Source organism: Variovorax sp. AC194 (assembly GCF_979257995.1).
Genome location: NZ_OZ409823.1, coordinates 4,789,921 through 4,811,202 on the forward strand (window position 1 = coordinate 4,789,921; position 21,282 = coordinate 4,811,202).

19 protein-coding genes are annotated in these 21,282 nt (G+C 66.1%); 13 read left to right on the top strand and 6 right to left on the bottom strand.

The annotated features are described in order from the left end of the window. Positions 1-118 precede the first annotated feature (118 nt). Positions 119-1,003, top strand: a complete 885-nt coding sequence (locus ACZYRS_RS22770; protein ID WP_463421081.1) for a LysR substrate-binding domain-containing protein — start codon at positions 119-121, stop codon at positions 1,001-1,003. A gap of 23 nt (positions 1,004-1,026) precedes the next feature. Here the strand turns inward: ACZYRS_RS22770 and xerD are convergent, their stop codons facing one another. Together xerD and ACZYRS_RS22780 are read right to left on the bottom strand one after the other, a co-directional pair. Next, on the bottom strand, positions 1,027-1,938 hold the full coding sequence (gene xerD, locus ACZYRS_RS22775) for a site-specific tyrosine recombinase XerD (RefSeq protein ID WP_198789456.1): 912 nt from the start codon (positions 1,936-1,938) through the stop codon (positions 1,027-1,029). A 67-nt stretch (positions 1,939-2,005) separates the two neighbouring features. After that, on the bottom strand, positions 2,006-2,980 hold the full coding sequence (locus ACZYRS_RS22780; RefSeq protein WP_198789455.1) for a tripartite tricarboxylate transporter substrate binding protein BugE: 975 nt from the start codon (positions 2,978-2,980) through the stop codon (positions 2,006-2,008). 119 nt (positions 2,981-3,099) lie between these two features. Between ACZYRS_RS22780 and ACZYRS_RS22785 the strand changes: the two genes are divergently transcribed. The 4 genes from ACZYRS_RS22785 to ACZYRS_RS22800 all read left to right on the top strand — a co-directional run bounded on the left by ACZYRS_RS22785 (position 3,100) and on the right by ACZYRS_RS22800 (position 9,433). After that, positions 3,100-4,017: an AEC family transporter gene (locus ACZYRS_RS22785; protein WP_463422524.1), complete on the top strand. Its 918-nt coding sequence runs from the start codon at positions 3,100-3,102 to the stop codon at positions 4,015-4,017. Between the two features lie 157 nt (positions 4,018-4,174). Beyond that, the gene (locus tag ACZYRS_RS22790; RefSeq protein WP_463421082.1) at positions 4,175-7,015 is read left to right on the top strand and encodes a type VI secretion system Vgr family protein; all 2,841 of its coding nucleotides are present in this window, start codon (positions 4,175-4,177) and stop codon (positions 7,013-7,015) included. A 14-nt stretch (positions 7,016-7,029) separates the two neighbouring features. Continuing rightward, positions 7,030-8,886, top strand: a complete 1,857-nt coding sequence (locus ACZYRS_RS22795; RefSeq protein ID WP_463421083.1) for a LysM peptidoglycan-binding domain-containing protein — start codon at positions 7,030-7,032, stop codon at positions 8,884-8,886. After that, entirely contained in the window at positions 8,864-9,433 is a 570-nt protein-coding gene (locus ACZYRS_RS22800) for a hypothetical protein (protein WP_463421084.1), read from the top strand. The genes ACZYRS_RS22795 and ACZYRS_RS22800 overlap by 23 nt, the downstream gene beginning before the upstream one ends. A gap of 106 nt (positions 9,434-9,539) precedes the next feature. Here ACZYRS_RS22800 and ACZYRS_RS22805 read toward each other — a convergent pair whose 3' ends face one another. Next, on the bottom strand, positions 9,540-10,286 hold the full coding sequence (locus tag ACZYRS_RS22805) for a sulfite exporter TauE/SafE family protein (protein ID WP_463421085.1): 747 nt from the start codon (positions 10,284-10,286) through the stop codon (positions 9,540-9,542). Positions 10,287-10,353: 67 nt separating this feature from the next. Further along, on the bottom strand, positions 10,354-11,613 hold the full coding sequence (locus ACZYRS_RS22810) for an MFS transporter (RefSeq protein WP_463421086.1): 1,260 nt from the start codon (positions 11,611-11,613) through the stop codon (positions 10,354-10,356). Between the two features lie 89 nt (positions 11,614-11,702). On the opposite strand from ACZYRS_RS22810, the gene ACZYRS_RS22815 reads away from it, so the two are divergent. The 4 genes from ACZYRS_RS22815 to ACZYRS_RS22830 all read left to right on the top strand — a co-directional run bounded on the left by ACZYRS_RS22815 (position 11,703) and on the right by ACZYRS_RS22830 (position 14,945). After that, on the top strand, positions 11,703-12,554 hold the full coding sequence (locus tag ACZYRS_RS22815; RefSeq protein WP_198787723.1) for an AraC family transcriptional regulator: 852 nt from the start codon (positions 11,703-11,705) through the stop codon (positions 12,552-12,554). A gap of 130 nt (positions 12,555-12,684) precedes the next feature. Next, positions 12,685-13,395, top strand: coding sequence for a phosphatase PAP2 family protein (locus ACZYRS_RS22820; RefSeq protein ID WP_463421087.1), 711 nt, complete (start codon positions 12,685-12,687; stop codon positions 13,393-13,395). Positions 13,396-13,491: 96 nt separating this feature from the next. Continuing rightward, on the top strand, positions 13,492-13,734 hold the full coding sequence (locus tag ACZYRS_RS22825; RefSeq protein ID WP_198787721.1) for an acyl carrier protein: 243 nt from the start codon (positions 13,492-13,494) through the stop codon (positions 13,732-13,734). Continuing rightward, positions 13,731-14,945, top strand: coding sequence for a beta-ketoacyl-[acyl-carrier-protein] synthase family protein (locus tag ACZYRS_RS22830; RefSeq protein WP_463421088.1), 1,215 nt, complete (start codon positions 13,731-13,733; stop codon positions 14,943-14,945). The genes ACZYRS_RS22825 and ACZYRS_RS22830 overlap by 4 nt, the downstream gene beginning before the upstream one ends. Here ACZYRS_RS22830 and ACZYRS_RS22835 read toward each other — a convergent pair. Beyond that, the gene (locus ACZYRS_RS22835; RefSeq protein WP_463421089.1) at positions 14,942-15,853 is read right to left on the bottom strand and encodes a LysR substrate-binding domain-containing protein; all 912 of its coding nucleotides are present in this window, start codon (positions 15,851-15,853) and stop codon (positions 14,942-14,944) included. The genes ACZYRS_RS22830 and ACZYRS_RS22835 overlap by 4 nt on opposite strands. 151 nt (positions 15,854-16,004) lie before the next feature. Here ACZYRS_RS22835 and ACZYRS_RS22840 point away from each other — a divergent pair, with 151 nt between their 5' ends. The 4 genes from ACZYRS_RS22840 to ACZYRS_RS22855 all read left to right on the top strand — a co-directional run bounded on the left by ACZYRS_RS22840 (position 16,005) and on the right by ACZYRS_RS22855 (position 20,590). Continuing rightward, the gene (locus ACZYRS_RS22840) at positions 16,005-17,357 is read left to right on the top strand and encodes a M20/M25/M40 family metallo-hydrolase (RefSeq protein WP_463421090.1); all 1,353 of its coding nucleotides are present in this window, start codon (positions 16,005-16,007) and stop codon (positions 17,355-17,357) included. A 103-nt stretch (positions 17,358-17,460) separates the two neighbouring features. Next, on the top strand, positions 17,461-17,874 hold the full coding sequence (locus tag ACZYRS_RS22845; protein WP_198787717.1) for a DUF2501 domain-containing protein: 414 nt from the start codon (positions 17,461-17,463) through the stop codon (positions 17,872-17,874). 84 nt (positions 17,875-17,958) lie between these two features. After that, positions 17,959-19,677, top strand: a complete 1,719-nt coding sequence (locus ACZYRS_RS22850; protein ID WP_463421091.1) for a SulP family inorganic anion transporter — start codon at positions 17,959-17,961, stop codon at positions 19,675-19,677. 19 nt (positions 19,678-19,696) lie between these two features. Continuing rightward, positions 19,697-20,590, top strand: coding sequence for a LysR substrate-binding domain-containing protein (locus ACZYRS_RS22855; protein ID WP_463421092.1), 894 nt, complete (start codon positions 19,697-19,699; stop codon positions 20,588-20,590). A gap of 14 nt (positions 20,591-20,604) precedes the next feature. On the opposite strand, the gene ACZYRS_RS22860 is transcribed toward ACZYRS_RS22855, so the two are convergent. Then, positions 20,605-21,183, bottom strand: coding sequence for a DUF3299 domain-containing protein (locus ACZYRS_RS22860; protein WP_463421093.1), 579 nt, complete (start codon positions 21,181-21,183; stop codon positions 20,605-20,607). Positions 21,184-21,282 lie beyond the last annotated feature (99 nt).

Below are 21,282 nucleotides of genomic sequence, written 5' to 3' on the forward strand. Positions count from 1 at the left end.
TTTCTGTCGCTGCCTGGTCCGTCTTGAAGCGAAGTAAATCATTGCGCCAGGTATCGAACAAATTCAATTTTTTTCGATAATCTATATGCTGAACCTATAGATTCAAAGGGTCTTCCCTATGCGCCTCACACAGCTGCGATCCTTTTATGCCGTGGCCCGCGAGGGCAGCTTCACCAAGGCTGCCGAGCACCTGCACGTGAGCCAGCCCACCATCACCACGCAGGTGCGGTTTCTCGAAGAGGCGTACCAGGTGGAGCTCTTCCACCGGCGCGGCCGGCGCGTGCAGCTCACCGAAATCGGCGAGCAGCTGATGCAGCTCGCGCAGCAGATCTTCAGCCTCGAAGGCGATGCGGTTGCGCTGCTCGGCGATGCCGGCACGCTGCGCACCGGCCACCTGCGCGTGGCGGCCGTGGGCCCGTACCACGTGACCAAGATGCTGGTCGATTTCAGCCTGCGCTACCCCGGCGTGAAAGTGACGGTGAGCACCGGCAATTCGCAGGACGTGCTCGACAGCCTGTTGGACTACAGCGCCGACGTCGGCGTGCTCGCACAGATAGTGCGCGACGATCGCTTTCTCTCGGTGCCGTTCAGCCAGCACCCGGTCGTGATGTTCGTGCCATCGACGCACCGCTTCGCGCGGCGGCGCAACATCCGCCTGGCGGAGCTGCAGGGCGAGCGGCTCATCATGCGAGAAGAGGGATCGACCACGCGCAAGGCGCTCGAACTCGCGCTCGCCAGGGCGAAGGTCGAGGTCGATGTGGTGATGGAGATCAGCAGCCGCGAGGTGATCCGCGAAGCCGTGGCGCAGGGCCTGGGCATCGCGGCGGTGTCGAGCGTGGAGTTCGTGCCGAGCCCCGACTTGCGCACGGTCGGCTTCAGCGACACCGAGATCTTCACGTACGCGCACGTCTTGTGCCTGGCCGAGCGGCGCGAGATGCGCATGGTCAGCGCCTTCTTCGACACGCTGGTGCCGGCCATCGAGGCGCGCAAGCGCAAGGGCTGATCGACGGCAGCTCGGCCGCGAGGTCAGCCGCGCGGATGGTGCGCCGCGTGCAGCTGCTTCAGCCGCTCGCGCGCCACGTGCGTGTAGATGGTGGTCGTCGAAATGTCGGCATGGCCCAGCAGCAACTGCACCGCACGCAGGTCCACGCCGTGGTTCAACAGGTGCGTGGCGAAGGCATGGCGCAGCGTGTGCGGCGACAGCGGCACGTGGATGCCGGCCGCTGCGGCCTGCTTCTTCACGATGATCCAGAACATCACGCGCGTCATGCCCGCGCCGCGCGCGGTCACGAAGAGGTCGGGCGTCTGCTGGCCGTCGAGGATCGCGGGGCGCGACTCATCGAGGTAGCGCTCGATCCATCGCCGCGCCTCGCCGCCGAACGGCACGAGCCGCTCCTTGTTGCCCTTGCCCAGCACGCGCAGCACGCCGTCGTTCAGGCTCATGTCGATGACCTTGAGCGCCACCAGCTCGCTCACGCGCAGGCCGCTGGCATACATCACCTCGAGCATCGCGCGGTCGCGCAGGCCCAGCGGCGATTCGACGTCGGGTGCGGCCAGGAGGTCGTCCACCTGCTTTTCCGAGAGCGTCTTGATGGCGCGCGGCATCTGCCTTGCGGGCGCGAGCCGGATCGTCGGATCGGCCGTGATGCGGCGCTCGCGCAGCGCCCAGCGGTAGTAGCGCTTGAACACCGTGAGCCGCCGGTTGGCCGAGGTGGCCTTGCCCTTGGTCGAGAGGCGCACGCCCATGTAGGCCTGCACGTCGGACTCCTGTGCGCTGTCGAGCGCGACGCCGCTGCGCTGTTTTCCGAGCCACTGCGAGAACAGCGCGAGGTCGCGGCGGTAGGCGGCCAGCGTGTTCTTCGAGAGGCCGTCCTCGAGCCAGAGGGCGTCGATGAACTCGTCGATTTCGGGGGTGGGTGCGGCGGCGGCCTCGGTCATGCGGTGCAAGATAACAAAAAGAAAAAGCCGCCCGGGGTGCGGGCGGCTTTCGGGGGATGGAGGCGGATCAGTCCAGCTTCAGGTTCTGCTTCTTCACGACCTGCTTGTAGACCTCGTACTCGGCCTTGATCTGCGCTGCGAACTGCTCGGGCGTGTTGGCCACGATCAGCGAGCCGGTGTCTTCGATGCGCTTCTTGACGGCCGGATCTTCCACCGCCTTCTTCACGCCGGCCGCGACCTTGTCGACCACGTCCTTGGGCAGGCCCTTGGGGCCGAGGATGCCGTAGTAGGCCATGCGGTTGACCGGCTCCAGGCCCACTTCCTTGAACGTCGGCACGTTGGGCAGCGCCGCCAGGCGCTGGGGCGCCGACACCACGATCGGGATCAGCCGGCCGCTGGTGATGAAGGGCATGGCCGAGGGGATGTTGTCGAACATGATCGGCACCTGGCCGGCCACCACGTCGTTCAGGGCCGGGCCCGCGCCGCGGTAGGGGATGTGCGTGACGAAGGTGTTGGTCAGGCTCTTGTAGAGCTCCATCAGGAGGTGGCCGATGCCGCCCGTGCCCGACGAGGCGTACGAGTACTTGCCGGGGTTCTTCTTCAGCTCGGCGACGAACTCGGCGTAGTTCTTGGCCGGGAAGCTCGGGTTCACCGCGATGATGTTCGGCGTGGCCGCGATGTTGGTGATCGGCGTGAAGTCGTTGATCGGGTCGTACGGCGTCTTCGGGTTGATGGCCGGGTTGGCCGCCGTGCTCGATACGGTGGCCACACCGAGCTTGTAGCCGTCGGGCGTGGCGCGTGCGGTTTCGGCCGCGCCGACGATGCCACCGCCACCGGCGCGGTTGATCACCACCACCGGCTGGCCCAGGATCTTGCCCAGCGGATCGGAGATCACGCGCGCCACGATGTCCGTCGTGCCGCCCGGAGCGAACGGCACGCTCAGTTCGACCGGCTTGGTGGGATAGCCCTGTGCAAAGCTCTGGCCCGCGACTGCGGCCAGCGCGACTGCCCCCATCAGGGCGCTCCATTGACGACGTTGCATCGAATAACTCCTTGATTGGATGGACTCCGCCCGGCGGATGTCGAAAAAAAGCGAAGCCCGGATGCTAGCGGCTCCGGCCGCCGCCCCATGCTCTGGATTACCCATGGTCCGTGCGGTTTATGCTCGAAACGGTGAACTACGCGCAGCTGCTCTTCCCCGACTTCTCCCTCATCGCCATCGGCTGGCTCCTGTGCCGCTACACCGCGCTCGACCGCCGCGTGTGGGACCAGGTCGAGAGCCTGGTCTACTACTTTCTCTTTCCGGTGCTGCTGTTCCATTCGATCGTGCGCAGCCCGCTCGATTTCGGTGCCACCTCCAGCCTGCTGACCGCGGGCGTGGGCATCGGCCTGTGCGGCATCGCGCTGGCCTACGCCCTGCCCTATGTGCCGGGCATCGGCCCGCACATCGACCGGCGCGACCATGCCGCGAGCGCGCAGGTCGCGTTCCGCTTCAACTCCTTCATCTGTCTCGCGCTGGCCGACCGGCTCGCGGGGCCCGAGGGCCTCCTGCTCATCGCGGTGCTGATCGGCGTGTGCGTGCCGATGTTCAACATCGCGGCCGTGTGGCCGATGACGCGCCATGCGCAGACCGGCTTCGTGCGGCAGCTGGTGCGCAACCCGCTGATCGTGGCCACGGTGGCCGGGCTGCTGGCGAACGTGCTCGGCCTCACGGTGCCGAACTGGCTCACGCCCACGCTCACGCGCATCGGCGCCGCCTCGCTCGCGCTGGGCCTCCTGGCCGCGGGCGCGGGCATGCAGTTCGCGACGCTCGGGCGAGGCAAGGTGCTGGCGGCATCGGTGCTGGCGATACGGCACCTGATCCTTCCGCTGGTTGCATGGGGGCTGGCGCGCGCGCTGCGCCTGGACGGCGTGCAGGCGTCGGTGCTGATGGCGTTCTCGGCGGTGCCGACGGCCTCGAGCGCCTATGTGCTCGCGGCGCGCATGGGCTACAACGGGCCGTATGTGGCGGGGCTGGTGACGCTGTCGACCGTGCTGGGGGTGGCGAGCCTGCCGTTCGCGCTGGCGTTGCCGCGATAGCCTGACGGGGCGGCGGCGCCCCTCGCCCTGATCTGCAAACTACTTCGCACTCTTGCCGGCTTTGTCCGGCCAAGGGCGCCGTGCGACCATTGTTTGCAATGGTGCTGGGCACGCAGGCCTCAGACTTTTTGGAAGGTCATTCCTCAAGGTCCATCGCGTGTCTTTTTCTTCCCTCTTCAGCGCCTCGCGCACCGTCCGCGTCGACAGCCCCGACATGCCCAGCCTGCTGGGCAGCCCCGCACTGGAATTCAAGTCGCTCGAGGGCACCGAGGCGCTGGGCGAACTCTTCGAATACACCGTCCGCCTGCAGACCCCCGACAGCCCGATGCTCACCGGGTACGTCACGGCCAACGTGCCGGTCAAGCAGCTCGTGGGCAAGGAGTTCGGCATCCGCATCGAACTCGACGGCAAGGGCTTCGGCCCCACGGCGCGCACGGGCGCCGGCACCCGCGAGATCAACGGCCTGGTCACCAGCGCGCGCTTCGTGCAGCACGAGAACCGCCGGGGCCTCTACGAGATCGTGCTGCGGCCCTGGCTGATCCTTGCGACCCGCACCAGCGACCACCGGATCTTCCAGAACAGGACCCCGCTGGAGATCATCGAAGAGGTGCTCGCCGACTACAGCTTTCCGACGGAAAAGCGCGTCACCCACCGCTACCCCCAGCGCGTGTTCCAGGTCCAGTACGGCGAGACCGACTTCGAATTCATCACGCGGCTGATGCAGGAGTTCGGCATCTACTACTTCTTCGAGCACAAGGACGGCGCTCACCGGCTGGTGCTGGTGGACGACGCGGGGGCCCACCGCAAGTTCGAGAGCCAGGCGTACCACGCCATCAGCTACTACCCGCCGGGCCACAGGATCGACGAGGAGCACTGCAGCCATTTCCAGAGCATCGAGAACCTGGAGTCGGGCCGATGGGTCACCGACGATTTCGACTTCACGAAGCCCCGCGCCAGGCTCCGGCAGACGGCCAGCATGCCGCGCAACACCGGCCACAACACGCAGGAGATGTACCAGTGGCCGGGCGACTACAGCGACCCCGACGAAGGCCGCGACCTGGCGCGCACCCGCATGGAAGCCGTCGGCGCACCCGGCAGCCGCGGCCGGGGCAGCGGCAACCTGCGCGCGGTGGTGACGGGCTGCACCTTCTCGCTGGTCAACTACCCGCAGGACGCGGCGAACCTCGAATACCTCGTCATCGCCAGCACGCTGCGGCTGCACGAGAGCGGTCAAGCGAGTGGCCAGGCCAGTGGCGAGGAAGACTACGCGTGCCACACCGACTTCGAGGTCCAGCCCGCCAGCAAGATCTTTCGCTCGCCGCAGACCCAACCCAAGCCCCGCACCACCGGACCGCAGACGGCGATCGTCACGGGCCCTGCCAATCAGGAAATCTGGACCGACGAATATGGCCGCATCAAGGTCAGCTTCCACTGGAACCGGTACTGCACGAAGGACGAGAACGCCTCCTGCTGGATTCGCGTGGCCTCGCCGTGGGCTGGCTCGCAGTTCGGCGGCATGCAGGTGCCGCGCATCGGCCAGGAGGTGATCGTCGACTTCGAGAGCGGCGACCCCGACCGGCCGATCGTCACCGGCCGCGTCTACAACCGGCTGAACATGCCGCCGCGGCAACTGCCCGGGCAGAGGAATCTGTCGGGCTTTCGCAGCAGGGAGCTGAGCGCGGATGGCAGCGGGCTCGGGGCGCGCGGCAACCATCTCGAACTGGACGACCACCCCGGCAAGATCCAGGCGCAGCTCAAGAGCGACCACCTGAGCAGCAGCTTGAGCCTCGGGCACATCGGACGCATCGAGGACACGGCGGGCCGTAAGGACGACCGCGGCCAGGGCGTGGAGTTGCGCACCGACGGGCATGGCGCTGTCCGCGCGGCCAAGGGTTTGCTGGTCACCACCGAGGGCCGGCCCAATGCGCAGGCGCACATCACCGACCTGGGAGAGACCGTCGCGCGGCTGACAGCCGCGCGCGATTTGCATGAACGGCTGAGCCAGACCGCGCAGGAGGCGAAGGCGCATGAAGCGGGCGACCAGGATGCCGTCACGAGCGACCTCAAGGCGCAGAACGATGCCATCAAGGGCAAGCGCGGCGCCGGGCAAACCGGCGGATTTCCGGAACTCGAGGAACCGCACCTGGTGATCGCCAGCGCGGCGGGCATTCACAGCACCGCCGCCGCCTCCACGCACATCGCGAGCATCGCGCACAACGCGCTCAGCAGCGGCGGGCACGCCAGCATCAGCGCGGGCAAGAGCTTCCTGGTCAGCGTCAAGGAAGCCGTGCGCATGTTCGCCTACAAGGCCATTCGCCTGACGGCTGCGACCGCGGGGATCGACATCGTCGCGCTGCAGGACAGCATCAACCTCATGGCCAAGCTCGACATCAAGCTGGAGGCCAACCGGATCAGCATCACCGCCAAGGAAGAGATCGTCGTCAACGGCGGGAGCAGCTACACGCGATGGAATGCAGCGGGGATCGAGCATGGGACCAACGGTGTGTGGCGCGAGCATGCGGCCTCACATTCGCTGGTCGGGCCGATGAACATGGACAAGCTGCTCCGGATGAAGGGCGTGAGCCACGACGACAAATACAGCGTGCGCTTCGCGCCGCTCGGCAGCGACGACGTCTTCAAGCACACGGGAATGGCCGGGCAGCCCTACAGGATTCTGGACGAGCGGCAGGCCGTCAAGGCCGAGGGCGTCATACCGGCAAGCGGACGACTTCCAAGAATCACGTTCGAGACGCCCGATGAAGCGACGCTGATCGTGGGCGAGGAGGCCTGGGCCTGGCATTCGGTGCCGACCACCCGGGAAGCCCATCGCTCCCCAGATGCCCTCGCAACAGGATTCGAAGACATCGGGGACGAAGCGCCGGACGACAGCTCGGCGGTCATCGAGAACTCGAAATACGCCCCATCGGCGAGTGGATTCGGAGCGAATCACTTTCTTTCGGAGTCCTCGGTGAAAAACTATCTTGACGGGCTGATTTGACTGCGAAATAGAAAATGCCAAAACTGATATCTGCCACCTACCATCCCAACATCGAAGTCGCGGAATTCATCTGCGACGACGGGCGGCATCTGCTCCGGCACGGAGGAACACTGCCATGGCGAATCAATAACCCAGGAGATTTGACGGCCCTGCTGGTGGATGGAGCACCTGCTCCGAAGAAAGCCAAAGGCTATATTGGCTTTGCCAGCACCCGATCGGGAAGAATATTTCTTATTTTCCCGGATGAAGACGCGGGACGTGCGGAATTGAAAGCCAATTTGAAACGCAGACACGGGGAAAAAACCATTCCCGGGGCCATCCCGAGCTACGCGCCAAGCCGCGAGAACGATACAGAAAAATATATCGCCGATCTGCTCAGAACAAGCGGCGTGCCGGCCGATAAAAAAATCAATGAGTGCAGTGATGCCGAAATTGAAAAGATCATTGACAGCATTTCGGAAATCGAGGGATATCACGCGAACCCGGAAACCCGCAAGGAAACGTGGGCGGTGGTAAGCACCATCAAAGCCACCAATGGCAGCCAACCCCTGCCCGATACAGAAATCATTCTGCAAACCGGGAGCAAAGAAGAGAAGATCAAATCCGATGCGACCGGGCGTTTTCCGCCAGTGATTCATCCTGCGGATAGAACAGCCGTGCAGATCAAGGTAATGAATCCGAAAACTAAAAAGTCTGAACGAATCGCGACAATTCAAGGAGAAAGTGGCAAGGATTTCAATTTGCTGGCGAAATTCAGAAAATGGAAAGGGATTGCCGGCTCGGAGAAAATGAATAGTTCTACGCCGGGGCAAACAAGTTCGACAAACTATGTGGTTCAACCAGGAGATAGCTTGGGAAAGATCGCAAAGCTATATCACACCAGTGTTGCTCTTATAAAAAATAACAATGGCTTGAGCAACGACAACATCTATCCCGGCGAAGTATTGCTGATCCATGGTGAGAAAAAAGAAAAAGCCAGCAATGCGCCAGCGGTCAAGGCAATTGAGCTGCCCAAAAGCACTTCGTCGGAAATATCGATGGCATCCCGGAAAAAACGGCAACGGGTCGTCACCGTGCCCGTGCCTCCAATTCCCTCGAGCACGCAATCATCGGATTCGGAGCGATCCAAGGAAGGAACGGGAAAAGTCCTGGCGCTGATCAATCTCCTGCCTGGCCGGGCCCCGTGGATGCCTATCGCTATCGCTGAGGCCAAGCTCAGGGGCGGGGAGGTCGAACTCACTCTGCAAGACAAGATCAACTATCACGTCGAGATCGACGACGGCATGAAATCGCTGTATGGAACGAATAACGCGTGGTGTGCCGCGTTCGTCAATTGGTGTCTTCTGCAGGCAAAATATCCAATTGAAAATATGGGATACCCTGGTCACAAAGTTGCAAAAACCCGTGCGCATGGTTTTTACGAAGTCAGCGGCCCGAAGGAAAAATCGGAAACATCGACTCCTACGGTCAGAAATCCGTTATTTGTCGAATTGGACAAACCCATCTATGGCGCCATTGCGATGGTCACATCAAAATCCAATCATGGCCACCATGTTGGATTCGTCTATGCAAAGAGTGGATCAGAGGATCTGATTTTGCTTGGCGGCAACCAGAACCAGAGAATTAACTTCTCCCCATTCGGTACATCTATTTATCGAGCATATTCAGAAAAAGACAAATCCGGAAAAGTCATCAGGCACGAAGGAAGTTCTGATAAATTGAAGTTCTTCATCCCCACTGCCTATTATGAGCAGGCGAAAAAGGATCTGGCAGATCCCGGACTTGAAGAAATGAATGCGGACGAGTTGAACAAGTGCATGGGAATAAAAAACGAGAAGCCGAAGAAAAATGCACCAATTTCGCTGCGCTGATTTTTTCGTTTTCGATTTTCTTTTCGCATTCAATAGCGACGCGAGCAAATACCTCCTATATATTTTTATTTCATTTTTCAGCGCCTCGACATTTGCTGGATCAGTCAGTGGCCCGAACGTTGTTTGGGTGAATCTGGATTCATCCGTCGAAGGAAAAAAGGTCGATCGAATCGTTGAAAACTTCATTGATAAAAGATCGACGCGGTGTCACGGCAGCTGGTTTCCAGGCACTTCCCTGCTGTATATGAAAAAGCGTCCACCGCAAATCAACGACGTTTTGATAAAAGACGTTTTCTTGAATAAAAAGCGCAAGCAAAAGCTCACCCTCGATCTTGCCTTGAAAAATTACAAAGACGATGATGCATATGATGGCTTCGATGGAATCATCGTTTATGCAAATTCGCCCCATCCGCGAATGATGCGATTAACGACCGGTCAACAGAATATGGAGACTTTCATTCTGTCGATAAACGGCAAAATGCCGAAGCAACAGGACATCGAAGCCGCGTTTTGCGTTCTTCTTCCACCTATTACGCGTTCTCCATGAAATTCGCGCTTAATTCCGTCGATCCTCTTGGGTGAATATCTTTGAACTGAGCCGGAACGGATCAATTCACAGCTCGAAAAATTGCAGCGGAAACCCGATCTCAACCTCACCGCAGCAACGCCGGCACCGCCGCCCCCAACATCGCCACCCCCGACAACGTCAACAACCCCAACACGAGCTTGCGAAACGCCACCTCGCTGATCCCGATATAAAGCCGCGCTCCCAGCAACACCGGCACTGCGACAGCCACCGCCACGAGCCCCAGCAGCGGCACCATCGACATCGCGACGCTCCCGCTGAACAGGTGGATCGCGAACGCCACCATCAGCATCGAGAGATTGAAGTTCTGGATCACCGCGCGTTGCGTGTCGCGCTGGAAGCCGCGCAATGTGCACCAGAGCGTCGGGATGGTGCCGGAGAAGCCGCCGATGCCCGCCATCGCCCCGCCGATGGCGCCGACGATGCCGTCCGCCGCGCGGCCGCCGAAAGTGATTCGGGGCAGGTGCTGCGACATCAGCATCGCCGGGCACCACAGCACCAGCAGCGCGCCCAGGCACAGCTTGAAGACCACGAGGTCCAGGTGCGGCAGCAGCCAGACGCCGAACGGCACGCCGACCAGACCGCCGAGCACGAAGGGCCAGAGCAGGGATTTGTCGAAGGCGCGGCGCACCGTGACGGCCGCGATCACCTGCCCCGTCAGCGCGCCGAACAGCGCGAGCACGGCGGCCAGTTGCGGCTCCAGGGTCCAGGCCCAGACCGACATCGCGACCAGTCCGAACGCAAAGCCCGACAGGCCTTGCACGAAACCCGCCAGCACGGCACCGACGATCACATAGACATACAAGGCTTGCATGCGGCCGATGATAGGAGCCGCTGCAGCGCGCCCGCCCGCCTCGACGGACGGCGTTGGAGAGAAGGGATCAGGCCGAGGCCGGCACCAGCGCCGTGCGGCGCACGCGCGTGACGTTGAACGCGCTCGCGATCAGCACGCCCTGCACCAGCGCCAGGCCGACGATCACGCTCGTGTACTGGCCGTGGTCCATCAGGCGGCCAAACACCAGCGGCGCGAGCGCCTGGCCGATATCGAGGCCCGCGTACACCACGCCGTAAACGCGGCCGGTGGCGTTCGGCGGGGTCGAGCGCTTGACCAGCAGGTCGCGCGACGGCCCGGCCACGCCCGAGACGAAACCCATCGCGCCGAACAGCACCGGCACGAGGACCGGCGGGAACTGCGCGAAGGCCAGCACCAGCGCCAGCGCGGCCGCGATGCCGAAGCCCGCGCCCACAATGCGCTCGCAGCGCGACGGGTCGGAGGCCAGGAAGCCGCCCACCACCATGCCGGCCGCGCTCGCGACCATGTAGACCGTAAGGCACACCGCCACCAGCGCCACGGGCACCGCGTGCAGATGGCCCGCGGCGACCGGCGCGAAGGTCTGCACCACGCTGATCACCGCGGCGTAGAAGAAGAAGAAACCGAAGCACATCCACACGGCCGGAATGCGCAGGAAGTCGAACTCGCCGCCGATCGGCGCGGGCTCGCCCTGCCCCGTGGCCTTGTGCACGGCCGCCACGTCGAGCGACAGCACGCTGCGGTAGATCCAGAGCACCAGCAGCACGACGATGGCCAGCACGCCGGCCGAAGCCAGCGCCACGCGCCACGAGAACGCGATGGCGATCGGCACCACGAAGGCCGGCGCGAGCGCCCAGCCGAGGCTGCCTGTGATGCCGTGCACGCTGTAGGCGTGGCCCAGGCGCGTGGGCGCGACCTTGCGGTTGAAGAGCGTGTAGTCGACCGGGTGGAACACGCCGTTGCCGATGCCGCCGACCACGGCGCACGCGAGGAGCATCCAGTAGCTCTGCGCCATCGCGTAGCCGAAGGCGGCGAGGCCGAGCGCGCCGAGGCCCACGAACAGCACCGGCCGCGGGCCCAGCTTGTCGACGATGAAGCCCGAGGCCGCCTGCACGATGCACGAGACCACGAAGAACACCGTGAGCACCGCGCCCAGCTCGGTGTAGCTCACGTTGAACGCGTCCTTGAGCCAGGGGAACAGGGGCGCCAGGATGAGCTGGCTGAAGTGGCTGATCGCGTGGGCCAGACCGACGAGGCCGATGAGTTTCGCGTCGGAACCCAAGGAGTGCGCGGGGGACGTGGAAGGTGGGGTGGTCGCGTGGGAGGACATGGATTGCTACAAAAAACCGGGGCAGGCTCCGATGCTATGCCCCCGGGGCGCGGCAGAATGGCGATACGGCGACAACATTTGTCGAAACCATGCCACGCGCCTCCTCCACCGTTTTCCACCCCTCGCCGGTCACCAGCGTCGCCTCGCTCACGCCGCACCTGTACGCGCCCGATGCGGTGCGCCCGCTGCGCGCCAAGGAGCACTTCCTGAGCGCGGACACCTTCGTCGAGCTGCACCAGCATCCGTGGCCGCAGCTCACGTTCTCCACGCGCGGCGTGATCCGCCTGAGCACCGAGGACGGCAGCTACATCGTGCCGCCCTCGCGCGCGCTCTGGGTGCCGGCGAACATGCCGCACAGCATCATGCTCATCGAGGACGCCGAGCTGCGCACCATCTACCTGCACGCCTGGCTCGCGCCCGCGTGGGAGAAATGCGAGGTGCTGGAGATCAGCCCGCTGATGCGCGCGCTGATGCTCGCCCTGGACACCACGCCCGACGGCCTGCCGCCCACCGATCCGCAGGCGCCGCAGCGCGAGCGCATGATCGCGCCGCTGCTCGTGGACGAGATCGAGCGCGCCACGCAGATCCGCATCGACGTGCCGCTGCCCACCGACAAGCGGCTGCGCCAGCTGTGCGAGGCGCTGCTGCGCAACCCCGCCGACCGCTCCACGCTGGCCGAGCGCGCGGCCACCATCGGCGCGAGCGAGCGCACGGTGGCGCGGCTTTTTCGGGACCAGCTGGGCATGAGCTGGCAGCAGTGGCGCCAGCAGGCGGTGATGGCGCATGCGCTGCCGCTGCTCGCGCGCGGCATGGCGGTGAGCCAGGTGGCCGCCGCCAGCGGCTATGCCACCGACAGCGCGTTCTGCGCGATGTTCAAGGCGGCGACGGGGCGCTCGCCGACCTCGTTCCAGCACAAGAAGCGCTCGGCCGTGCCTGCATGAACCGCCGCCCGAATCGCCACCCGAGCCGCCACTTCAACCGCCACTTGAACCATTGAACGCGCGGGGCCTTCACGACGCTCTGGCAAGATCGGCGGGCCCGAAAAACCACGGACCTTCCATCGACCAGCCCATGGCATCGCCTCCCCGACCGCAGACCTGGACCGCCGACATCGGCCTGCGCATTCGCCGCCATTTCCTGCTGAAGGCGGTCGGGACCACGGTCTTCACCTGGCTGTTCTTCATCGGCTACTTCCACCTGCTGCGCAACCCCGCCTATCCGGTCGCGGTGATGCCGCTCACGGCACTGGACCACCTGATTCCGTTCCAGCCCTACACGCTGGGCGCGTACCTCTCGCTCTGGGTCTACGTGGGCATCGCGCCCGGGCTGCAGCTCACCTTCCGCGAGCTGGTGGTCTACGGGTTGTGGATCTGCGGGCTGTGCCTCACAGGGCTGGCGCTCTTCTATTTCTGGCCGACGCAGATACCGCCGCTGCCCATCGACGCCTCGGGCTATCCTGGCTTCGCGATGCTGCAGGGCGTGGACGCGGCGGGCAACGCCTGCCCGTCGATGCACGTGGCCGTGGCCATCTTCACGGCCCTCTGGGTCGAGCACCTGCTGCGGCAGGCGGGCGCGCCCCTGGTGTTGCGCATCGTCAACGGGGCCTGGTTCCTGGCCATCGCCTATTCGACGCTGGCCGTGAAGCAGCACGTGGTGCTGGACGTGGTGGCCGGCGCGCTGCTGGGCATGGCGTTCGCGATCCCCTCGCTGCGCTGGCGGCCGGGCAAGCGTTTGCGAGGGGATTCCCCTCCGGTCGGAGCGGATATCATTGGCCATCACTGACCAACACAGGCCGAGCGAGGAAGGGATCGACCCCATGGCACACCCCGAAAGGGTTGCCGTCGATCAACGGCGGCACAAGACGACAGGCATCGCACGATGAGTTCGCTGAAGGAATTGCAGGACCTGATTCACGAGAAGTACGGCATCGAACCGTCCAAGCTCGACCCCAACGCCTCCATGCGCGAAACCGGCGGTCTCGATTCGCTGGCGCTGGCCGAATTCCTCTTTGCCATCGAAGACCACTTCGGCATCACCATGCCCGACGAGGACGCGAGCATCGACACCCTGGCCGAGCTCGCGCTGCTGGTGGACAAGGTCCGGGCCGCGAAGGTCGCGTGAACCGCCACGAGGTTGCCGTCACCGGGCTGGGCGTCATGGCGCCCCACGGCGACGAGCCCGGCGCGCTGTTCGAGGCGCTGCTGCAGGCCCGATCGGCCATCCAGCCCGTCTTTCCCGAACTGCCCAAGCCGGCCGCCGCGGCCACCGTGGCATTCGACGAGACGCGCTGGTTCACCAAGCTGCAGCTGGCCGGCGTCGACCGCGTGAGCCAGCTCGCGGTGGCCGCGGCCGACCTCGCGCTGCGCGATGCGAACCAGCCGCTGGCCGATGCCGACCTCGAACGCGTCGGCGTGTATGCCGGCTGCGGCATGGGCGGCGCGGCCGCGCTGGAGGCGGCCTACCGCGGCAACGGGCGCGTGTCGCCCCTCACCATTCCGGCCTTCATGCCCAACGCGCCCGCGGCCCACGTGGCGATGCGCAACGGCGTGCTCGGCCCGGTGCTCACCTATTCCGTGGCCTGCGCCTCGTCGTCGGTCGCCATCGCCGAAGCGGCCAAGGCGATCGAGCGCGGCGAAGTGGACATCGCCATTGCCGGCGGCAGCGAAGCGCTGATCGTGCCCGGCGTGGTGCTGGCCTGGCAGGCGATGCAGACGCTGGCCACCTTCCAGCCCGGCGAAGCGGCCGGCGCGGTGCGGCCGTTCGCGAGCGACCGCAGCGGTTTCGCGCTCGGCGAAGGCGCGGCCTTCCTGGTGCTCGAATCGGCCGAGCGCGCGCGCCGCCGCGGCGCGCGCAGCCATGCCACGCTGGCCGGCTGGGGCCTCTCCAGCGATGCCACCCATCTCACCAAGCCCGACGCACCCGGCCAGGCGCGCGCCTTGCGCCAGGCGCTGCGGCAGGCCGGCCTGCAGCCGCGCGACGTGGGCTACTGCAACGCGCACGGCACGGCCACGCGCATCGGCGACGTGGTCGAGCGCAATGCGCTGGCCGAGGTGTGGGGCGACGATTTCGACAAGCTCCGCGTGAGCTCCACCAAGGCGCTGCACGGCCACATGCTCGGCGCGGCGGGCGCCATCGAGGCGCTGATCACGGTGCTCGCACTGCAGCGCCGGCAGCTGCCGCCCAACGCGAACTGCCGCGAGATCGATCCGGCCTGCCAGATGAACCTCGTCGCGCAGGACGACAGCGCCGCACCGGCGCTCCAGGCGGCGATGAGCAATTCCTTCGCCTTCGGCGGCACGAACTCGGTGCTGCTTTTCCGCCGCGCCGACTAAGCCGCGCCCCGCTGTTGCGACGCGGCGCCCGCGTCGCACAGCCACTCGACGAAAGCCTCCGCCAGCGGATCGGCCGTGCGGTTCGGCGCCATGAACACGCTGTAGCCGCGGCTCGATGGCGCCCGGTGCGCGCACGCGAGCCGCAGCTCGCCTGAACGCAGCTCGCGCTCGACGTAGTACGCCGGCACCAGCCCCACGCCGAGATCGGCGCGCACCGCCGCGACCAGCGACGAGAACAGATCGAAGCGATGCCCCGCCACGAGGTTCTCGGGCGGCTGCGCGTGCGGCGTCTGCGCGAACCACTCTTCCCACGCACCCATGCGCGTGCGCAACTGCAGCAGCGGCGCGGCGCGAAAGTCGCCGCGCGCCATCGCGGTCCGGCCCTTCGCGCGCGGGGCGCACACCGCCACGCAGAACTCGCCCATCAGCGGCCGCGCATCGGCGCCGGGCCACACCGCATCGTCGTACTGCACGCCCACATCGAACGGCATGTCGGCCATGTAGAGGTCGGTCGGAAACACCTGCAGGTGCAGGCTGCAGCCCGGGTTGCGCGCGATGAACTGCGGCAGCAGCGGCGTGAGCCAGCCCTCGGCCAGCACGGGCACCGCGCCGACGATGAGGCGCAGGCCATCGACGCGCTGCGCCATCGCTTCGAGCGTGTGGTTCTGCAGCCGCATGAGGTCGCCCGCGATCTGGCCGTGGTAGCGGCGCCCGGCATCGGTGAGCTCGGTGCCGCGCGCGGTGCGCTGCACGAGCCGCACGCCGATCTGCGACTCGAGAAGCCGCAGCTGCTGGCTCACGGCGCTGTGCGTGAGGCACAGCTCCTCGGCCGCCTTGCCGACGCCATGGTGGCGCGCGACCGCATCGAAGATCAGCAGCGCTCGGGTGCTCGGAATGTGGCGGCGCATGGCGGGGTTCGTAAGAAAAACTGACAAGGCCAAAGATTAAACCAGAGCGGCCGGCTCACTTGCCCCCAAGAATTGCTGACGGCGCCGCGCCGGCTGCGCCCTTTCGTGCGCCCTTTCGCCGCGTCTTCACCTTCAAGGACAACCCACCGCCATGCCTCGCTCCGCGTCATTCCGCCTTGCCCCGATCGTCATCGCCCTGGCCTGCGCCGCCGGGCTCGCCCAGGCCCAGAACGCCGCCGTCGCGGCCACGCCCGCGCAGGTGCGGCCCGAGATCGACAAGGCCTACACGCAGCTGATGGCGGCGCCCGCAGTCCAGAAACTGCTCGATGCGGTCAAGGCCGATCACGAGCGCTCGGTCGAAGATTTGAAGATGCTCACCGAGATCGAAGCGCCTCCGTTCAAGGAACAGAAACGCGCCGAAGCCTTCCTCGCACGCATGAAGGCGTTGGGCCTGGCCGACGCGAAGATCGACGCCGAAGGCAACGTCGTGGGTCTGCGCAAAGGCACGGGCAACGGCCCCAAGTTGCTGATCTCCGCGCACCTCGATACGGTGTTCCCCGCCGGCACCGACGTGAAGGTGAAGGAGCGCGACGGCAAGCTCTACGCGCCCGGCATCTCCGACGACACGCGCGGCCTCTCGGTGCTGCTGTCGTGGATCAAGGTGCTCAACGACAACAAGATCCAGACCGTGGGCGACCTCCTGATCGTCGGCAACGTCGGCGAAGAAGAGCTGGGCAACCTGCGCGGCATCAAGGCGATCTTTCGCGACCACCTGGACATCGACGGCATGGTGGGCCTGGAGCCGGCGCCCGATGGCACGGTGCTGATGCTGGGCACGGGCAGCCACCGCTACGAGGTCACCTTCAAGGGGCCGGGCGGCCACAGCTTCGGCGCGTTCGGCCAGGTGCCCAGCGCCATCCACGGCATGGGCCGCGCGATCGCGAAGATCGCCGAAGTGCGTACCCCGACTTTCCCGAAGACCACGTTCACCGTCGGCACCGTCGGTGGCGGCACCTCGGTCAACACCATCGCGCCGGACGCGCGCATGGCCATCGACATCCGCTCCGACGAAATGGCGCCGCTGCTGGAGACCGAGAAGAAGATCCTCGCGGCCATCGACGAAGCCGTCGAGGAAGAGAACAAGCGCTGGAACGTGACCACGCTGAGCGCGAGCCGCAAGCTGATCGGCGACCGGCCGGGCGGCCGCACGCAGTCGGACACGGTGATCGTGGAGGCGGCCACGCGCGCGAACAGCGCCTTCGGCCACAAGACCCTGCTGACGGGCGCGAGCACCGATGCCAACGTGCCGATGTCGCTGGGCATCCCGGCCATCATCGTCGGCGCGGGCGGCAAGACAGGGGGCTTTCATGCGCTGTCGGAGTGGATCGACGTGACCGACGGCTGGAAGGGTGCGCAGAACTCGCTGGTCACCGTGCTGGGCCTCGTGGGCGTGCAGGGCACGAGCGCACCGCTGCTGGAAAAGCGCGCGCCGCGCAAGAACTAGGGCGAACTCCGGGGGCCCTCGGGGGCATGCCCCCGGAAACGCCGGGGACTCTCCGGTATGCTGGCGGACGCTTCTCCCCTCATGCGTTCCCAAGGAGACCATCATGCATGCCCGCTCCACACTCATCGCCCTCGCCCTGCTCGCCGCAGGCGCCTCGGCACAGGCCAACGACCTGCTCGACCAACTGAAGGAAAAGGCCGGCGCGGCCGCCAGTTCGCAGAGCGGCAACCTCGGCTTCAAGATGCCCTCGATCGGCTCCAGCACCATCGGCAGCGCCGCCGGCGTGCTGCAGTACTGCGTGAAGAACAACTACCTCGGCGGCGATGCCGCTTCGGTGAAAGACAAGCTCCTGGCCAAGATCACCGGCCAGAAGCAGCAGGAGAAAAACTTCGAAAGCGGCGCGAAAGGTTTGTTGAAGGGCGGCGACGGCAAGACGCTCAACATGAAGATCCTGTCGTCGAAGGTGAAGGAAAAGGCCTGCGACTACGTGCTCAAGAACGCCACCTCGCTGATCTGACCTGACAGCGCCCCCGCATGGCCTCCGCGCGGCGCACCGCGCATGTGCTTGCCTGTTTCTCCCCCGTGCGCGCGTAACGACCCCATGACCCCAGCTGCCTCCCCCTCGTCCCTGCGCCAGCGCCTCGCGCGCTGGGTTCCCTGTCTTGCATGGCCCCGCCCTTCCGGGGCGCTGCTGCGCAGCGAGGCGATGGCCGGCATCACCGTCGCGCTGATGGTCATTCCGCAAGGCGTGGCGTATGCGGCGCTCGCGGGCATGCCGCTCGTGACCGGCGTGTACGCGGCGCTGTTCCCGGCGCTGATCGCGGTGATGTTCAGCTCGTCGCAGCGGCTGTCGGTCGGGCCGACGGCGCTCACCAGCCTCCTGGTCGGCGCCTCGCTCGCGCCGCTCGCGGTGGCCGGCAGCGCCGAGTGGGTGGCGATGGCGGTGTGGCTCACGCTGATGTCCGGTGCGATCCAGATCGTGCTGGGCGCGGGGCGCTTCGGCTGGCTGCTGCGGCTGGTGAATTCGCCGGTGCTGATCGGCTTCACGCAGGGCGCGGCGGTGCTGATCGCGATCTCGCAGTTGCCCTCGCTGCTGGGCTTCACCGGGCGCACGATTCCGCAGGTGCTGCAGGGCGGGCCGCTGCCCGACCTCGTGGCCATCGCATTCGGCCTCGGCAGCATCGCGGTGCTGTGGCTGGGCAAGCGGTTCGTGCCGCGCTTTCCGACCACCATGGCACTGGTGGCCGGCGCCGCGGCCATCAGCTGGGGCATCGACTACGCGCTGCGCGGCGGCGCCGTGGTCGGCAGCCTCCCCTCGGGACTGCCCTCCTTCTACTGGCCCGGCCTGCTCCCCCTGGGCACGTTCAGCGCACTGGTGCTGCCCGCGTTGATGATCACGCTGGTGAGCTTCCTGGAGACCGCCTCCAGCGCCAAGGTCGACAACGCGCGCGCCGGCACGCTGTGGAACGAAAACCAGGACCTCATCGGCCAGGGCCTGGCCAAGCTGGCCTCCGGCTTCACGGGCGCGTTCCCGACCAGCTCTTCGTTCTCGCGCTCGGCCATCACGCTGTATGCGGGCGCGCAGACCGGGTGGGCCACGCTCTTCAGCGTGGTGGTGGTGGCCGGCGCGCTGTTGTGGCTGATGCCGCTGCTCTATCACGTGCCGCAGGCGGTGCTGGCGGCGGTGGTGGTCACGGCCATCCTCGGGCTGGTGAAGCCCGCGAGCTTCACGGCGCTCTGGCGCATCTCGCGCATCGAGGCGGGCATCGCCTTCGGCACCTTCGTGCTGACCATCGCCACCGCGCCGAGCATCTACTGGGGCGTGCTGGGCGGCCTGCTCGCGAGCATGGCGCACTACATGTACCGCCACCTGCATCCGCGCATCATCGAGGTGGGCCTGCACCCCGACGGGAGCCTGCGCGACCGCAACCTCTGGAAGCTGCCGCCGCTCGCGCCGCAGCTCTATGCGCTGCGCATGGACGCGGAGCTCGACTTCGCCTCGGCCTCCACGCTGGAACGCGCGCTCACTGTCGCGCTGGCCGAGCGCCCCGAGCTCACCGACGTGTGCCTCTTCGCGCAGCCCATCAACCGCATCGACATCACCGGCGCCGAGGTGTTCGGCTCGATCCGCCGGATGATGGAATCCAGGGGCGTGCGCCTGCACCTGAGCGGCATGAAGCTGCCGGCCATGCAGGTGCTCGAGCGCGCGGGCCTCCTCGCGCCGGGGCCGATGCTTTTCAGCTACCGCACCGACGGCGAGGCGCTCGCGGCGCTGATGCCGCGCATCGACGTGCCCACAGAGGCCGAAACCGCCGGCTGAAGGCGCGAGCAGCGGCGCCATGAAAACCACCATCGAAGAACTCGTCGCGTTCCGCACGGTGGTGGACACCGGCTCGATCACCGCCGCGGCCGAGCAGCTCGGGCACACGGTCTCTGGCATCAGCCGCGCGCTCAGCCGCCTGGAGCAGAAGCTCGATACCACGCTCATGCGCCGCACCACGCGGCGCCTGGAAATCACCGAGGAAGGCGCGGCCTTTTTGCAGCGCACCCGCGCGATCCTCGATGCCATCGACGACGCCGAAGAGCAGATGGCCGCGCGCCGGGAGCAACCGGCCGGCCGTCTGCGCGTGAACGCGGCCTCGCCCTTCATGCTGCACGCCATCGTGCCGCTGGTGCCCGAGTTCCGCAGGCTCTACCCGCAGATCAGCCTGGAGCTGGACACCGACGACCTGCCCATCGACCTCCTGGAGCGGCGCACCGACATCGCGATCCGCATCGGCCCGCTGCGCGACTCCACGCTGCACGCGCGGCCTCTCGGCACGCACCGCCTGCGCGTGCTCGCGAGCCCGGCGTACCTGGAGGCGCACGGCAAGCCGCGCACCGCCGCCGAGCTGACCAGTCACGCGCTCCTGGGCTTCACGCAGCCCGAGTCGCTCAACCGCTGGCCGCTGCGCGCGGAGAACGGCATCCACGGCGACGAATGGCCCATCGCGCCCACGCTCGCCGCATCGAGCGGCGAGACGCTGCGCCAGCTCGCGCTGGCCGGCGCGGGCATCGTGTGCCTGGCCGATTTCATGACCGCCGCCGACCGCGCGAGCGGCGCGCTGGTGCAGGTGCTGGCGAAGGAAACGGTGGACGTGCGCCAGCCGGTGAACGCGGTGTACTACCGCAACACGCAGCTGTCGGCGCGGATCACTTCGTTCCTGGATTTCCTGACGCAGCGCATGACTTGAACGGTCGCGGTGGCTCAGTTCGGCTGCTTCGGCACGAAGCGCTCCACCGCCGCCGACTTGATCTCGTACCCGCTCACGCCCATGTCCACAGAGGCATAGCGCGCCGCCTTCAGGATGCCGCTGACCTTGACGGTGTCCATCGCGTGCAGGCCCTTGAAGGTCTCTGCGGCGATCACGTGCACGATCTGGTTGGCGGGGGGCGGCGGGGTGTGGATGCAGGCGCCGAAGTACGGCACGAGAAGGAATTCGCGGATGCCGTCCTGGGTGCTGTCCAGCGGCACGACGAAGCCCGAGAGCTTGGCCGCGGTGCCGTCGAGCGCCACGTTGACCGGGGCGTTGTCCCAGACGGCGCGCATCTCGTCGAGCATCTGGATCGCGCGCGGGTCGTTGTCGCGCAGGGCCTCCAGGCTGATGTTGCGGTAGCGCTTGGTGGGGTCCCAGCTCTTGGGGATGAGTTCGTCCCACTTGAGTTCGGGGGCCGCGGCCGCGCTCGCGCTCGTGGCGCTGGCCTCGGGACCGCAGCCGGCCAGCAGCGCAGCGGCCGGAACCAGGAGAAATGCGGGCAGCAGGATGCGCGAGATGAACCTTCTCATGACCACGATTTTGCTTGGGACATGTTTCATTCCCGTAAAGCAGGGCCTTTGGCACTCAAATCGTCGCAACTCACACAAATGGATGAGCACGCGCCAGAA

Coding starts and splice junctions, on each gene's coding strand:
- ACZYRS_RS22770 (WP_463421081.1), top strand. CDS start 119: ATGCGCCTCACACAGCTGCGATCCTTTTATGCCGTGGCCCGCGAGGGC.
- xerD (WP_198789456.1), bottom strand. CDS start 1,938: ATGACCGAGGCCGCCGCCGCACCCACCCCCGAAATCGACGAGTTCATC.
- ACZYRS_RS22780 (WP_198789455.1), bottom strand. CDS start 2,980: ATGCAACGTCGTCAATGGAGCGCCCTGATGGGGGCAGTCGCGCTGGCC.
- ACZYRS_RS22785 (WP_463422524.1), top strand. CDS start 3,100: ATGCTCGAAACGGTGAACTACGCGCAGCTGCTCTTCCCCGACTTCTCC.
- ACZYRS_RS22795 (WP_463421083.1), top strand. CDS start 7,030: ATGCCAAAACTGATATCTGCCACCTACCATCCCAACATCGAAGTCGCG.
- ACZYRS_RS22800 (WP_463421084.1), top strand. CDS start 8,864: ATGCACCAATTTCGCTGCGCTGATTTTTTCGTTTTCGATTTTCTTTTC.
- ACZYRS_RS22805 (WP_463421085.1), bottom strand. CDS start 10,286: ATGCAAGCCTTGTATGTCTATGTGATCGTCGGTGCCGTGCTGGCGGGT.
- ACZYRS_RS22810 (WP_463421086.1), bottom strand. CDS start 11,613: ATGTCCTCCCACGCGACCACCCCACCTTCCACGTCCCCCGCGCACTCC.
- ACZYRS_RS22815 (WP_198787723.1), top strand. CDS start 11,703: ATGCCACGCGCCTCCTCCACCGTTTTCCACCCCTCGCCGGTCACCAGC.
- ACZYRS_RS22820 (WP_463421087.1), top strand. CDS start 12,685: ATGGCATCGCCTCCCCGACCGCAGACCTGGACCGCCGACATCGGCCTG.
- ACZYRS_RS22825 (WP_198787721.1), top strand. CDS start 13,492: ATGAGTTCGCTGAAGGAATTGCAGGACCTGATTCACGAGAAGTACGGC.
- ACZYRS_RS22835 (WP_463421089.1), bottom strand. CDS start 15,853: ATGCGCCGCCACATTCCGAGCACCCGAGCGCTGCTGATCTTCGATGCG.
- ACZYRS_RS22840 (WP_463421090.1), top strand. CDS start 16,005: ATGCCTCGCTCCGCGTCATTCCGCCTTGCCCCGATCGTCATCGCCCTG.
- ACZYRS_RS22845 (WP_198787717.1), top strand. CDS start 17,461: ATGCATGCCCGCTCCACACTCATCGCCCTCGCCCTGCTCGCCGCAGGC.
- ACZYRS_RS22850 (WP_463421091.1), top strand. CDS start 17,959: ATGACCCCAGCTGCCTCCCCCTCGTCCCTGCGCCAGCGCCTCGCGCGC.
- ACZYRS_RS22855 (WP_463421092.1), top strand. CDS start 19,697: ATGAAAACCACCATCGAAGAACTCGTCGCGTTCCGCACGGTGGTGGAC.
- ACZYRS_RS22860 (WP_463421093.1), bottom strand. CDS start 21,183: ATGAGAAGGTTCATCTCGCGCATCCTGCTGCCCGCATTTCTCCTGGTT.